15 protein-coding genes and 3 tRNA genes are annotated in these 13,486 nt (G+C 38.0%); 8 read left to right on the top strand and 10 right to left on the bottom strand.

Features of this window, described 5'->3' with window-relative positions; all coding sequences use genetic code 11:
* Positions 1-47: 47 nt before the first annotated feature.
* Entirely contained in the window at positions 48-638 is a 591-nt protein-coding gene (smrA, locus tag ACGEDC_RS18520) for a DNA endonuclease SmrA (protein WP_394494992.1), read from the bottom strand.
* 166 nt (positions 639-804) lie between these two features.
* Here smrA and ACGEDC_RS18515 point away from each other — a divergent pair, with 166 nt between their 5' ends.
* Together ACGEDC_RS18515 and ACGEDC_RS18510 are read left to right on the top strand one after the other, a co-directional pair.
* Positions 805-1,410 carry a YybH family protein gene (locus ACGEDC_RS18515; RefSeq protein ID WP_144430160.1) on the top strand — a complete coding sequence of 202 codons (606 nt, stop codon included), beginning with the start codon at positions 805-807 and terminating at the stop codon, positions 1,408-1,410.
* Between the two features lie 11 nt (positions 1,411-1,421).
* Positions 1,422-1,937: a YchJ family protein gene (locus ACGEDC_RS18510; RefSeq protein ID WP_394494989.1), complete on the top strand. Its 516-nt coding sequence runs from the start codon at positions 1,422-1,424 to the stop codon at positions 1,935-1,937.
* Positions 1,938-2,241: 304 nt separating this feature from the next.
* On the opposite strand, the gene ACGEDC_RS18505 is transcribed toward ACGEDC_RS18510, so the two are convergent.
* The 3 genes from ACGEDC_RS18505 to ACGEDC_RS18495 form a co-directional block, all read right to left on the bottom strand.
* Positions 2,242-4,419, bottom strand: coding sequence for a sensor domain-containing phosphodiesterase (locus ACGEDC_RS18505; protein WP_394494987.1), 2,178 nt, complete (start codon positions 4,417-4,419; stop codon positions 2,242-2,244).
* Between the two features lie 247 nt (positions 4,420-4,666).
* Complete coding sequence (locus ACGEDC_RS18500) at positions 4,667-4,954, bottom strand: DUF406 family protein (RefSeq protein WP_394494985.1); 288 nt, start codon at positions 4,952-4,954, stop codon at positions 4,667-4,669.
* A gap of 142 nt (positions 4,955-5,096) precedes the next feature.
* Entirely contained in the window at positions 5,097-5,600 is a 504-nt protein-coding gene (locus tag ACGEDC_RS18495) for a VC2046/SO_2500 family protein (RefSeq protein ID WP_119969527.1), read from the bottom strand.
* A 124-nt stretch (positions 5,601-5,724) separates the two neighbouring features.
* On the opposite strand from ACGEDC_RS18495, the gene ACGEDC_RS18490 reads away from it, so the two are divergent.
* The 4 genes from ACGEDC_RS18490 (at position 5,725) to ACGEDC_RS18475 (ending at position 7,356) form a co-directional block, all read left to right on the top strand.
* Positions 5,725-5,809 (top strand) — tRNA-Tyr (locus ACGEDC_RS18490).
* Positions 5,810-5,839: 30 nt separating this feature from the next.
* Positions 5,840-5,924, top strand: a tRNA-Tyr gene (locus ACGEDC_RS18485).
* A gap of 70 nt (positions 5,925-5,994) precedes the next feature.
* Positions 5,995-6,079: transfer RNA gene (locus tag ACGEDC_RS18480), tRNA-Tyr, on the top strand.
* A gap of 212 nt (positions 6,080-6,291) precedes the next feature.
* Positions 6,292-7,356 carry a PLP-dependent cysteine synthase family protein gene (locus ACGEDC_RS18475; protein ID WP_394494982.1) on the top strand — a complete coding sequence of 355 codons (1,065 nt, stop codon included), beginning with the start codon at positions 6,292-6,294 and terminating at the stop codon, positions 7,354-7,356.
* 47 nt (positions 7,357-7,403) lie between these two features.
* On the opposite strand, the gene queE is transcribed toward ACGEDC_RS18475, so the two are convergent.
* Complete coding sequence (queE, locus tag ACGEDC_RS18470; RefSeq protein WP_394494980.1) at positions 7,404-8,072, bottom strand: 7-carboxy-7-deazaguanine synthase QueE; 669 nt, start codon at positions 8,070-8,072, stop codon at positions 7,404-7,406.
* Positions 8,073-8,252: 180 nt separating this feature from the next.
* Between queE and queC the strand changes: the two genes are divergently transcribed.
* Together queC and rrtA are read left to right on the top strand one after the other, a co-directional pair.
* Complete coding sequence (gene queC, locus ACGEDC_RS18465) at positions 8,253-8,942, top strand: 7-cyano-7-deazaguanine synthase QueC (protein ID WP_080915655.1); 690 nt, start codon at positions 8,253-8,255, stop codon at positions 8,940-8,942.
* Positions 8,943-9,107: 165 nt separating this feature from the next.
* A complete protein-coding gene (rrtA, locus tag ACGEDC_RS18460; RefSeq protein WP_055024016.1) occupies positions 9,108-9,743 on the top strand; it encodes a rhombosortase in 636 nt (211 codons plus the stop codon).
* A 39-nt stretch (positions 9,744-9,782) separates the two neighbouring features.
* Here rrtA and ACGEDC_RS18455 read toward each other — a convergent pair whose 3' ends face one another.
* From ACGEDC_RS18455 to ACGEDC_RS18435, 5 genes are all read right to left on the bottom strand, one after another.
* Positions 9,783-11,156, bottom strand: a complete 1,374-nt coding sequence (locus ACGEDC_RS18455) for a hypothetical protein (RefSeq protein WP_080915653.1) — start codon at positions 11,154-11,156, stop codon at positions 9,783-9,785.
* A 15-nt stretch (positions 11,157-11,171) separates the two neighbouring features.
* Entirely contained in the window at positions 11,172-11,645 is a 474-nt protein-coding gene (locus ACGEDC_RS18450) for an SET domain-containing protein (RefSeq protein WP_394494976.1), read from the bottom strand.
* A gap of 164 nt (positions 11,646-11,809) precedes the next feature.
* Positions 11,810-12,286 carry a GNAT family N-acetyltransferase gene (locus tag ACGEDC_RS18445; protein ID WP_394494973.1) on the bottom strand — a complete coding sequence of 159 codons (477 nt, stop codon included), beginning with the start codon at positions 12,284-12,286 and terminating at the stop codon, positions 11,810-11,812.
* An 85-nt stretch (positions 12,287-12,371) separates the two neighbouring features.
* Positions 12,372-12,998 (bottom strand): FMN-binding negative transcriptional regulator, encoded by a 627-nt coding sequence (locus ACGEDC_RS18440; RefSeq protein ID WP_394494971.1) that lies wholly within the window; start codon positions 12,996-12,998, stop codon positions 12,372-12,374.
* A 128-nt stretch (positions 12,999-13,126) separates the two neighbouring features.
* The gene (locus ACGEDC_RS18435) at positions 13,127-13,468 is read right to left on the bottom strand and encodes an NUDIX domain-containing protein (protein WP_394494969.1); all 342 of its coding nucleotides are present in this window, start codon (positions 13,466-13,468) and stop codon (positions 13,127-13,129) included.
* Positions 13,469-13,486 lie beyond the last annotated feature (18 nt).

Below are 13,486 nucleotides of genomic sequence, written 5' to 3'. Positions count from 1 at the left end.
TATTAAAAGCCCTTGTAAATATGTCATATACCAACAATATACAAGCGTTACCGAAAGCCACTGCCTTTCCTATTCGTTTCTCCTGATACAATGCGTTGCTCATCAGATTTAACCAACATCACAAACAATGCACCAGTTCCGCCTTGTTCACGGGTCGCACTGTGAAATGCTTGTACTTGTTCAAACTGCATCAACCAATCGTTGACCGCAGATTTCATAAGCGCTGGATAGGGTTTATTATTCACTCCTTTACCATGAATGATTAATAAATTTCGTTCGCCTCTTTCTTGTGCTTGAATAATCGTTTCAACAAGCAACTCTCTGGCTTGACTCAATCGATAGGCATGCAAATCTAATACTGTTTGCTTTTTGTATTTGCCTAAACGCAAATGGCGGAACACTTCTTCTTGGACACCATTTCGTTTGTAACTCATTATCTCGTCAGGCGTTATTGGAGTTAATAACCTTGGTTCAATGGGTAATTTCGCCAAATACTCATTTTGCATTGCTGCTTTACGTCTTGCTCGATGTGCATCCGTATCGAGTTGTTGTGATGAGACAAATACCTTGTCATTAGTGGTTAATGGTTTAACGTCGCCCATTTCAGCTAAAAATAATGCTGTATCATCAACGCTCATAATCAACTCCTACACACTTTGTAAAGATTACTTACTGTTGCTAATTAATAGAATAATTTATAGTGTCATGCATTATCAAAATCTGCACCTGAAATTATTCATTAGCCAGAGTAAAGAGTAAAAAATCTTGATGACTTATATCAAATTGTTGTTTTGTTGTACTTTTATGCTTCTCAGCATCAATGCCTTAGCAGGAAAAACACCTGAAACAACTTTGTCAGACAACGACATCATTAATAATAATTATAAAACCTTTCACACAGGTTTCGAGAATCTAGATCTGGATTTTATTAATAAAATATACACGGATGATGCCACATATATATCTGAGGTGTTAGATCAAGAAATCGTCATTGGTAAACAAAATATCCTCGACCTCTATACGGTATTTTTCAAGAAAATAGCCAAAAAAGATGCACATATCGAAGTTGATTTTAGAGTGATTAACCGTGAATTAACTGAATCAAGTGCCACAGATGTTGGTTACTACCTGGTGAGGTTTCACCCTCGTAAAGAAACTGGCGATCCTACAAGTGTTTTCTCTGGTAAGTTTGTTTTAGTATCACGAAAGACAGCGAAAGATCAGTGGCAATTTATTGTTGATTCAAACACTAAAACAGATCCTAAGTACTATTTTACTGCTAAGCCTGTTTCAAACTTATATTACGGCAGACAATTCAACCAAGCCCCCAAACCAGACATCATGATTGAAACTGAATCAGAACAAAATACGCAGCAGCCGATAGATTCGACAGATGCCCATAATCATTAAAGCGACCTGTAATGAATACTCGTTTAATCAATACTCAAACTGCTAAGAGTCAGATGGCCAATACAAGGTGCCCTTGCGGTCGAAATCAACACTATTCTGAGTGCTGTGAGCCTTATCACTTAAACGTAAATACAGCAGCTGACGTAGAGACATTAATGCGCTCACGTTACTGCGCTTTTGTATTACAAGAATTTCAATATTTACTCGATACCCATCACCCTGATTTTCTGAACGGGCTTAGCATTGCGTTACTGGCTGAAAATGCGTCATCAACAACTTGGCTGGGATTAACTGTCGATGAGGCTAATCAAACCGCTAACCATGGTACTGTCACCTTTAAAGCATGGTTCTTACATGATGGTGTTATTGATGCCATTTTTGAAGCATCACAATTTGAGCGTGTAGGTGGACAATGGTTTTATACTACTGGCGAGCAAAAACAAGCTAAATTACCAAAACGTAATGAAACGTGTATCTGTCACAGCGGCAAAAAGTTTAAAACCTGTTGTTTAAAGAAAATAAGTTAGTTTGCAAACTGAATGAATTAGTTGAAAAGTGAATGAGTCAGATAACACCTAGGTTGTCGTTTCAAACACCAACCTATTTCCACACTTGGATATGCATCATCACCGTAACCATTATCGCTTTGTAAAAGCACTGTGTTTATAGAGATTTAATTTAAGAGGTTTGATTTAACTGTTTTAACTAACTTAACCAGTTAGGTCAAAATAATCAGACTTAACTAATTTGGTTTAGCAAAAGCTTTTAGATTTGGTGGCTGTTATGAATGAACAGTTATGAATGAGCAGTTATGAGTAGAGAGTGTCGAGGTTAATGTACCGTTTCATTTTGCTCAGAAATGAAACGAGAGAATTCATTTTCTCTTATAGCGGGACTGTATAAATAGCCTTGAGCGTGATTACAAAGACTATCTTCTAAAAACAACTCTTGTTCTTTTGTCTCTACCCCTTCAGCCGTCAATGAAATATTTAATGCTTTCGCCATCGCGATAATCGCACTTACAATTTCTCTGCTTTGATGACTGGTCGTTAAATCTGAAATAAATGAACGGTCGATTTTTAATTTGCTGATTGGGAACTGTTTTAGATAACGCATTGAACTGTAACCCGTACCAAAATCATCAATGGCCAACCCAACCCCTAAATCAGCCAACTCTTGACACAAACAAGTCGCATGACGGACATCACCCATTAATTCAGTTTCAGTAATTTCTAATATCAAGCTTTGTGGCTTTAGACGGTAGCGAGTCACTAAATTCCAAACTTGCTCAAATAAATTCCCGCTAAAGAATTGTCTTGCTGCTACGTTAACATGCATAACAATATCGACATTTTTACGCTGCCATAAGTTAAGTTGTTTACAGGCCGCTTCTAATACCCAATCTCCGATGGCATTGATCATGCCCGTTTGTTCGGCAATATCAATGAATGCGCCTGGGTAGAGCACTCCTTTCTTAGGGTGATGCCAACGTATTAAGGCTTCTGCGCCAATGAACTTATGGTTCTTTAAATCCATTAAAGGTTGGTAATAAAGCTCGAACTGACGTCCACGTATTGCTGTTTGTAAATCACGTTCAATTTCTGCATTATTTTTAAAGGTCGCTAATAAATCATCATTGAAAATTTGATAATTCATCATAGCTTTCTTTTTCGCATATTGAAGCGCAATATCAGCGCAAGAAAGCGGTGAAAACTCTCCAACAACAGGCGCAATATCAACCACAGCAATCGCGGCTTTCGGGTCAACTTTTTCTCTTCCGATCACAGATGGAACACTAAGCTTTTGATATAGCTTAACAATCGTTTCTTCTAAAATGTCACTTGAATGTATCGCTGGTAAAATCAAGGCAAACTCATCGCTGCCTACTCGGGCAACATCAATTGCACCGTTACTTTCAGCAAAATGCTTGAGTCTTCTTGCCACTTCAGTGAGCAACGAATCCCCTTGCTCATGACCACTTGTGTCATTGAAACGCTTAAAGCCCATTAAATCGATTAGTACCAGAACACCTTCAGACGTGACGTCGAGCTGCTGAGTAAAATGAAGTCGATTGTGTAAACCCGTTAACGTGCAGTTCCATGCGAGCTTTTCAAGTTCATCTTTATGACGTCGCTGTTCTGAAACATCTAAACACGACACCAATGCGTAATAGTTGCCTTGCTCGGTAACGAAACGACTAGCTTGATATTGTACCCAATAATTTGTGCCGTCGATTCGTTGTAATTCGGTTTCGCCTTGAACGGTTTTACCCGCTATCAATTCTTGTGTTAATTCATTAGCAAGCTCACGCTTACCTCTAAAGAAATCCAAGGTAATGAGTTCATTGTTTTGCACAACGTCACGAGACAGCCCTGTCATTTTTTCATGTGCAGGATTGATATACTCAATAATTTGATTTTTTAAGTTAACCAACATCAACACATGTTTAGCTTGCTCTGTTGCACTATGGAACAAGGTTAAACGTTCGTCTTTGTCATAAGCGTAACGGGTGGCAAGTGTCAGTGCTAATTGGTCTGCAAATTGACAAGCAAATTCAATCGACTGTTTTGGCAGTTCAATTTGGTGATCAAATTCAATGCACAGTAGTCCTTCAATATGACCATTGATTCGAATTGCGACATCTAAGTTTGATTGGATTCCAGACTGGAGATAATACTCAGAGAAGCAAGTAAGGCGTTTATCTGTAGGAGAAATATTACTGACAACGTGTCGATAACGTCGGATTTCATCAAAATACAGTTCTGATGCAAAGTGCTTATGGCGGAATTTCTGGGTGACTTCAACCATAGATGTATTGGGTGAGGCGCAAGCAACGACTTTTTGCTCAAGTGCCTTATTTCGTAGTGAAATAACTGATACACAAGTCGCATTAAAGTATTTCAATAACAATTTACAGGCAAGTTCAGAGGTCGCAGTAAAGTCGCCCTTTTCTTTTGCTTTTGAGTTAACAATTAACTCTAATAAATGTTGTTGCTCATTTTGCTTCATTATTGTTCCCAAAAAGACAGCATAACAGTCGGGTCACCTCATTCTTCGGAGGCTTTTTCCAGCTAAAATAAGGGATGACTTGATAAAAATCAACATCCCTCATGTACCAAAGCAAATGTAAAATGGCCTTGGCGCTTATGACATATGTCTAAGCATAAAGTAGTAATGTAACGATGGTTACACTCACTGAATTAAATTGCAAGTTGTTAGCGCAAAAATCATTATATATTTGATATATTTTAGCTATTTACAAGCTATTCTCTAATTGAAAGATCATTTTTTCAGCAGTGAATTCAAAATCTATAATGACAGTAATATCTGCTTCCGTTTGCTCGCTATTAACCTTAACTGAGTCAAAACGCGTTTTTGCTTTTGTAATGATATCTTCTGCTTCTTCGGCAACGGCATCGCCAGTAATTTTCAAAATAAGGCGTGTATCCTGCTCGTCAATTACAGTGCCAATATCGACAAATGATCCACAATCATTACAGCTATCACTTACCTGAACTTCTTGCTGGGTAATTGTTTTAATCATAATTAGTCACCTATCACAATGATAAAGAAAGCGTCAGCTTAACGTAAAAACTGAGATTAATTTAATAACTAGTTCACACTATTAGCGGTTTCTGTTATTTCATTCTGACTCGGGTGGTTATTTCTAGATACTCTATATTATGTTATGCAACTGCGTACAGCTGATTGGCAATTGTTTCGCTGATTTTTCGCTGTACTGATAACTGATCTAAAAAGTGCATTTTATCTAACTCAGATACTTCAGGTAGTTTTTGCTGATGCTTTAATTTAGTTAATACATCACAGTTTGCTAGTGCTATTTGCATATCATCATCAAACTCACCACGAGTCACTATGGCCTCAGGATGTAATGCTTGAGTCAACTGAAATTGAGATGAGCCGCTTTGATGAAATGCACTAGCATTATCTATTGCTTGTTGTTTCGATAAATCACAAACCAATTGCTGCTGCTTGGGTAAGTCAAAGGCTTTATAAAGCTTTTGATTATCATCGAGTTCTTTATCAAGCTGAAATTGAGACATATCTCTAGCGTCTGCCGATAGCATAGATAATAGTAAGCCAAATTCGCCGCGGCGGTCATGTTCAATCGCGTCATTTAAACGACGACCTAACTGCAGTTCATTGACTAAAGGAAACTCGATTTGCATATAAAAACATCATTAATTACTAGGATTGATATTTTATCGACCACTTAAACAAATACTTGAGAGTTATTTTCGATTTTGGCTTTACTTATATTTAATTCGTGACTATCATTGCCGCCGCAATTGAGGAGGGGTTCCCGAGTGGCCAAAGGGATCAGACTGTAAATCTGACGGCTCAGCCTTCGAAGGTTCGAATCCTTCTCCCTCCACCATTTGCACCAATGATAAATATACCGTTTCGTGGAGGGGTTCCCGAGTGGCCAAAGGGATCAGACTGTAAATCTGACGGCTCAGCCTTCGAAGGTTCGAATCCTTCTCCCTCCACCATTTATCGGTTTATTGATTATTAAAAAATATTGTTGCGGCCAACAATACTGCAAGACAAGTAAGAAAATGTGGAGGGGTTCCCGAGTGGCCAAAGGGATCAGACTGTAAATCTGACGGCTCAGCCTTCGAAGGTTCGAATCCTTCTCCCTCCACCACTTCTTATCTTGTATACCTCGCTTCAAATATCCTCATTATCTCTCTATTCAAGTCTATTATCTTTAAAGCAGTAAATGTGTCGAATAAACTTTATATATACCCGCTTGATGCGCCAATTAATGTTATTTAATCGATAAAGTGATCTGTATACCTTTTAGCATTGCCACTTTGAGTCTATGATGATTTTTTATTTGTTAATCGGGATATCATCATGTCAAAGCAATGGGTAAATCAAGCAATCGCCAAAATTGAAGCAGATTTTCAGCGAAGTGCCGATACTCACCTTATTAAACTCGATTTACCGCAGCTCTCAGGTATTGATATATATCTTAAAGACGAGAGTACCCATCCTACAGGCAGTTTAAAACATCGTTTAGCACGTTCACTGTTCTTATATGCGCTTTCAAACGGATGGGTAAACGAGAACACCACTATAATCGAATCTTCATCAGGCAGTACCGCCGTGTCCGAAGCCTATTTTTCAAGGTTATTAGGCTTACCATTTATTGCCGTTATGCCTTCTTCAACTGCAAAAACTAAGATTGAACAAATTGAGTTTTATGGTGGTCAGTGCCACTTTGTCGATCACAGCAGTAAAATTTATGCTGAATCTCAAAAGTTAGCCACTGAGCTTAATGGTCATTATATGGATCAGTTTACTTATGCAGAGCGAGCAACCGACTGGCGTGGCAACAATAATATTGCTGACTCTATATTTAACCAAATGCTGAAAGAGCCGCACCCTACTCCTGCTTGGATAGTCATGAGTCCTGGCACTGGCGGTACATCTGCAACCATTGGCCGTTACTTAAATTACCAACAATTATCAACACAGTTATGTGTGGTAGACCCTGAGAATTCGGTGTTTTACGATTATTACCACAAAAGAGATCTCACCATTACGTGTGAAAATGGCAGTAAAATTGAAGGGATTGGTAGACCAAGAGTCGAACCTTCTTTTATCGCTGGGGTTGTGGACGATATGAAAAAAATACCTGATGCAGCGTCATTAGCAACAATGAATTGGCTAGCCAAACTGATTGGACGCAAAGTCGGTCCGTCAACAGGAACTAACCTTTATGGCATTCTTCAGCTAGCTTGTGAAATGAAACAGCGCAATCAGCAAGGCTCGTTAGTCACCTTATTATGTGACTCTGGGGATCGGTATTTAGACACCTATTACAACCCTGAGTGGATAAGTAAAAACATCGGCGATACTGCATTTTTCGACCAGCAACTTACACAATTTAATCGTAGTGGTTCGTTAAAACCTTAAGCGATTAGTGCACCAACAAAAAACCGCTCAATGAGCGGTTTTTTTGTTTAATCAATATCTAAATATTTATGCGTTTGAATCGAAAGGCGCCAATTTCTAGCAATACATGTTTTCATCGCAAGTTCAGTCGCTCTAGGTTTTTGACTAATTGGCTGTAAACACACCACTTTATCTTGCGTATCAATATTTGCTAATAAGGCATCTAATTCATCAATGTGCTTTTGTGTTGCTATGGGATGCTTAATCTCATTCGCGCGTGTTAACGCCTGCTCAAGCACCTCATATCCGCCTTTCATGTTTACCTTAGGTGAAACCGTCACAAAGACCTTGTCGTGGCACAGCACGTCAAAAGTGCCACTGGTTTCAATCTGCACAGCATAACCTGCAGCAATAAACTCACTAGTTAAATCAGTGACATCGTACATACATGGCTCGCCTCCAGTCAGTACAATGTGCTTTGCGGTATATCCTTTGACTTGAAAAGCTTGAATTAAACTACTGGCATCATGCTCGGCCCAACGTCCAATAGTGCCATCAACTTGAATGACATCAGCTTGGTTTACCTTGTTTTGAGCTAACACTTCCCAGGTCTGCTGAGTATCACACCAAGCACAACCCACTGGACAGCCTTGTAAACGGACAAAAATGGCAGGTACTCCGGTAAAGCTACCTTCACCTTGAATTGTTTCAAATACTTCGTTTACAGGATAGTTCATTTGCAAGCCTTATTAATTTCAAGGGCGCATTTATAGATGATTTTGTTTCTAGCTGCAAGTTTTTGCCAACTTTATGCTGGATAAGATAAAATGCACTTTTGTTATTAATAACAGACAAACATGTGCATAGTGATGATGACTTTCGTCCATTACCTTATATTTGTCTTTCCGGTGATTTTAATGTCCAAAGCAATTGTAGTTTTTTCAGGTGGTCAAGACTCCACCACATGCCTTATTCAAGCCTTGACTCAATACGATGAAGTCCATGCCATTACCTTTGACTATGGTCAACGCCATAGAGAAGAAATCGACATTGCCCAAGCCCTTGCTAAAAAGCTTAAAGTAGCAAGCCATAAAGTCATGGATGTCAGTTTATTAAATGAATTAGCCATTTCATCATTAACACGAGATGCGATTCCGGTTTCACATGAATTAATGGACAATGGCCTACCTAGTACCTTCGTTCCTGGTCGCAATATATTGTTTCTAACATTAGCAGGGATTTATGCCTATCAATTAGGCTGCGATGCAATCATCACCGGGGTATGTGAAACCGATTTTTCAGGTTATCCAGATTGCAGAAATGATTTTGTGAAATCAATGCAACAAGCATTAGAGCTTGGTATGGACAAACCGCTCAATATTGTTACGCCCCTTATGTGGCTGAATAAAGCTGAAACATGGGCATTGGCTGATAAGTATCACTCACTCACTCTCGTTAAAGATGACACCTTAACCTGTTACAACGGCATTAAAGGCAGTGGTTGTGGAGATTGCCCAGCTTGTTTATTGAGACAAAGAGGTTTAGAGGATTACCTTAACAATCGTCAAAGCGTTATGGCTGATTTAGATCGTAAGTCAGCACGTTAAAACACGTGTCACTTTATCAAATCATTTACCAACAAATCGCATAGGTGATTTGAAACGTCAGCCATAAACCTCTATTTCCTGACTGTGTTTAACAGCATTTAGTTAAGCAAAGTGTTAACGATTCACTATAATAAACAATATTATAAGGTAAAACGGACTTTAAACATGGCAAGAAGAAGTCGTAACAGTGCAAGTGCCTATTACTTTGCAATTTTGGTCAGTATTACATGCTGTGTATTCTTTGTTTTGTCGATGAACCCATTGGGAACAATTGATGTCGATAATCTATTAAGTTATCGCTACGATAACATCGCTCAAGGTGAGTACTGGCGCATTATTACAGGTAATTTGTTGCACACAAACTTGTGGCACTTATTAATGAACCTTGCAGGCTTTTGGGTTATTTTATTTTTACATGAATCTCATTACAAAGGCCATATAAGTCAGTTTGCTTCGTTGTTTATCAGTTTGTGTGTATTAGAAGGCTTAGGTCTTTACTGGTTTTTTCCAGAGCTTAAAGGTTATGTCGGACTCAGCGGGTTATTACATGGCCTATTTACCTTTGGTGCCCTATTAGATATACGTAAAGGCTATAATTCAGGTTATTTATTATTGCTAGGTGTATTTGCGAAAGTGGGATACGAAATGTACTTTGGTGCCAGCGAAAGTGTCAGCGCTATTATCAATGCACGAGTCGCGACCGAATCTCATTTTATTGGCGTTCTCGGTGGGTTATTTTGTGGCTTTATCTGGCTGCCATTAACGCGTTTTTTTAAACACCAAAAATTACAAAACCAATAAAAAAAGGAGCAATTGCTCCTTTTTTCTTTTCTAAGATGATTAGTCTCGGCGCATATAAGCCAACATCATCAACAAAACCAATACTGCAATAAGGCCAAGTGGTAACCAAGTGTTGATTTGCAAAACGGTATCGACGTTGGAACCAGTATGAATACCTGTTGAGTTAATAAAGCGCTCTATTTTACTTAACCCTAGGTAATCACTCCAAATACTAATCAACCCCAATATTTGGATACAGGATATGATGAACAATATTTGATTTTGGCGACGATTAGATTGCTCTGCTTTACGAGCGTAAGCACGTTCTAAATAGTCTTTAAAAAAACTAACATAAGTTTTAGCATGCTCTAGGCTGCTTTCGACATTCCATTTAGACTCAATTTTTTGATAAACATCTTCGTTGTCTGACTCAATTGCTAATTTGAAATTTTCGTTATTCATTCGTAGCAACTCAATCTTATTAATATATTCATCAATAACATTACGTTTTGAGTTAAGGGTTTTCTTCGAGTCATTTGCAAGAATATGACTATTTAGTTTATCTAAAACACGGCTATAAAAACTGACGTAATACCAAGTTGATTGAATATGATGCTGAATCGGCGCAAATCGGTAATATCGTCCTATATCTAACGTCATAATCGTATGAAAACGACTGAAAAAGGCATAATGCACACAATCATTATCGATAATTGTCGTATTATTACCTTTAACACGCTCAGCTTTAGCATTACAGGCTAAAAACTGCTGCTTCATTTGTTTATCTTGCGGGCTAGCTTCGACAAAGAAAGTGAAATTTCCTGAATTATTACCGATATAAGCTAATGGTCTGTGGCTACTTTTTAACGGAATATGGCTAATAGCCTGAATTCTTTTACACACTTCTAAACGTACTGCATTACCCCATTGACTGAGTGCGCTAGTGTCATGCTCTTTTACTAATAAATTTCTCAGATTATTATAAAAATCAGCGCCTTGATTTTCTGCGAGCTCATCTGCTGTCAGCTCTGTTGATAATAGTTCAGCTGTTTTGTCATCAGGTAAGTTTAAGTGTATTTCAACAACCAAAACAAAGTTAAAAAATCGTTGATCGAAAACCAATTCATAGGTTGTATTTTCAAGATCAAGATACTCACTGATGTCATGCAAACCATTTACATGAAAGTCTATAGACTGTAGATCTTGCTTTAATAAAAGATTTGAAACCTTGCTTTCTTCACTGCGATAAATACATTTAAAATTTGATAAATCACGATGTAATGCGTTGAATTGTTTAAGCCATTCAATTTTGAAATGGTTTCTATCAAATGTCCCAATTAACTTGCCAATACGGCTTTTCTTACTGATGAGTTGTTCATATTGCTCTGAATCAACCTCAATAGGCTGTACACACATAACGCGAATTTTCGGCATAACGATTTCTTATTATTATAAAAATTGTTTTTCTGGGTTAGTTAGATAGTCGTCAGAAAGTTGCTCTTTGCGATAATCAATTGTTAGTTCTTCACCAACTTGAATCTCTTTGATAGCCACTAGACGCATTGGGTGATACCGGATTTCAGTATTCGGCGTTCTTGAGTGGTTAATATAACTGTATTTAGTTCTGAAATTTCTGACTAATAAGGTTTCATTATTGAGGTAATTACATTCCATGAAAATGTAATTCGAATAAGGGGCAATGTCTTTTGCCATGAGCGACTCGATTTTTTCATAGTCTGCAATTGATACCACTTGGCCATCAAATAAATAAAGAATTTGCTCATCTTTAATGGCATCTGTAGCAAACAAACCAAATCCATGTAATTCACTTGAGTGAATCATGGTGTTTGCGATCGTATCGAGCGTTGCTTTACGGACAAAATCTAAATCTTGTGTCTTATCAATTTGTTGAGAATTCGACATACCAAATCCAAAGTAATGAACAAAATAGTAAAATATTAAGTAATTACTTTAACTTATCAATGCTGGGTTGAAAATAAATAAACAGCTGAAAATGTCACAGAATGTGCAAATTGATTACATTTATCTTGTTCGATATATGGATTATTACATCGTTTTAACGTCTTTTAATCATCATTTTGAGAGCTTAAATAGATTGAAGGACGCCAAATTTGCATTAAAATTTCTGGATTTTCTATTGGGAGGAAACCAAACTGAGCATACAATCCGTGAGCATCACGTGTCGCTAGCATCATTCTTCGTAAACCGACAATTTCAGGATGAGTCATAATGTCATGGATTAACCATTTGCTTAATCCTTTACCTCGATGTTGCTCAAGAATAAACACGTCAGCGAGATAGGCAAAAGAGGCTTTATCAGTAATAAGACGGGCAAAACCAACTTGTTGATCATCCACGGTATACACACCAAAACATAATGAATTGGCAATGGCTTTGGTCAGCACTTCAATTGGGATATCTTTCGCCCAGTAAGAATTGGAAATATACCCATAGACGACATTTATATCGATATTAGTTTTATCCGTATCGATATAATACCCCTCTACCGGTTGAACAGACTCAAACTTATTATGTTGATTCACTGTCGCTCCCTACTGTACGATTTACTGTATGTGCTTATAGACTTCTGATTACTGATGCTTCATGTTGATTTTTAAAATGGGCGGTTTACTCATGTTGTTGGTAGTGCAGTTTGGTATATGCCAGTAACGCCTGATCGTCTAATCGACTTGATTCGCTTAGTCCAGCAAGCACTCCCTTTTGATCGGCTAGAGAACGATGCTGGCCTAATTTATTTTTGCCTTCAATTGAATCGATTTTTACTTTAAAGCCCACTATCGCTTTGGCTAACTTCAATTTATAGTCAGGCGGTATAAAACCATCATGACCATGGGTTTCACTACTCAGTAAACTGGGTTCATATTTCGCAATAGTGTCGTTAAGTATAGACAAGGTTGTTTCATCGTCTGTCAATGTGACAGTCCCTTTTACATGTACAGCCGCATAATTCCAAGTGGGTACAGCGGGACTGCTCTCATACCATGTTGGCGAGATATAGCCATGTGGGCCTGAAAAAACAGTTAAAACTGACTGCCCATCGACTATCTTCCAGTGCTGATTAGCTCGAGCCATATGGCCATAGAGTGTGCCCAATTCACCTTCATCTGCTTTAAGTAATAAGGGTAAATGGGACGCAGTTAGATCCGCAGTTGTGATGACAGCAAAACCATAATCAGCAACAAACTTATGGAGTGATGTTAAATCATTAATTCTTAGATTTTTTGGAATATACAAAACAAATCCTTGTTTTAGTTGATGTCATTATAGTATTCATCAATAATCTATTTCGGATAGATATCGTTTAAGTCGCTGCTGTAAAGAGTTAATAGCTTGTGGGTGATCTAGGTAATCTTCAATATCCATCAGCCTCCAATACTGGCCTTCATTTCCGAACCTAATCTTATCAAGCTGTTCATTATCAATATGAGCTGCAAAAAATAAGCGTTGCCATTACCAGTTTGATTAATGTCGATTTGTTTATATATCAAACACGCTTTAGTTAAAACAAGTGAAAACTCTTCATACAATTCTCGAAGCACACACTCTTCAGCTGTTTCGTTCCCCTCACGCCCACCACCTGGAAAGTCCCAACAATTGGGATAAGGAATGGTTGCAAGGTTATCTCTTAAATACACGACCAACTGACGTCCTGAAATTAACGCCATTTTACAACCCGTAAACTTCTCAGTGTTCTTGTCATCCATTAGGCTGAACTCCAGACA

Origin of the sequence: Shewanella sp. ENK2, assembly GCF_043568515.1 — a bacterium.
GTDB classification, from domain to species: Bacteria; Pseudomonadota; Gammaproteobacteria; order Enterobacterales; family Shewanellaceae; genus Shewanella; species Shewanella japonica.
This window is presented reverse-complemented; position numbering and strand designations above follow the sequence as displayed.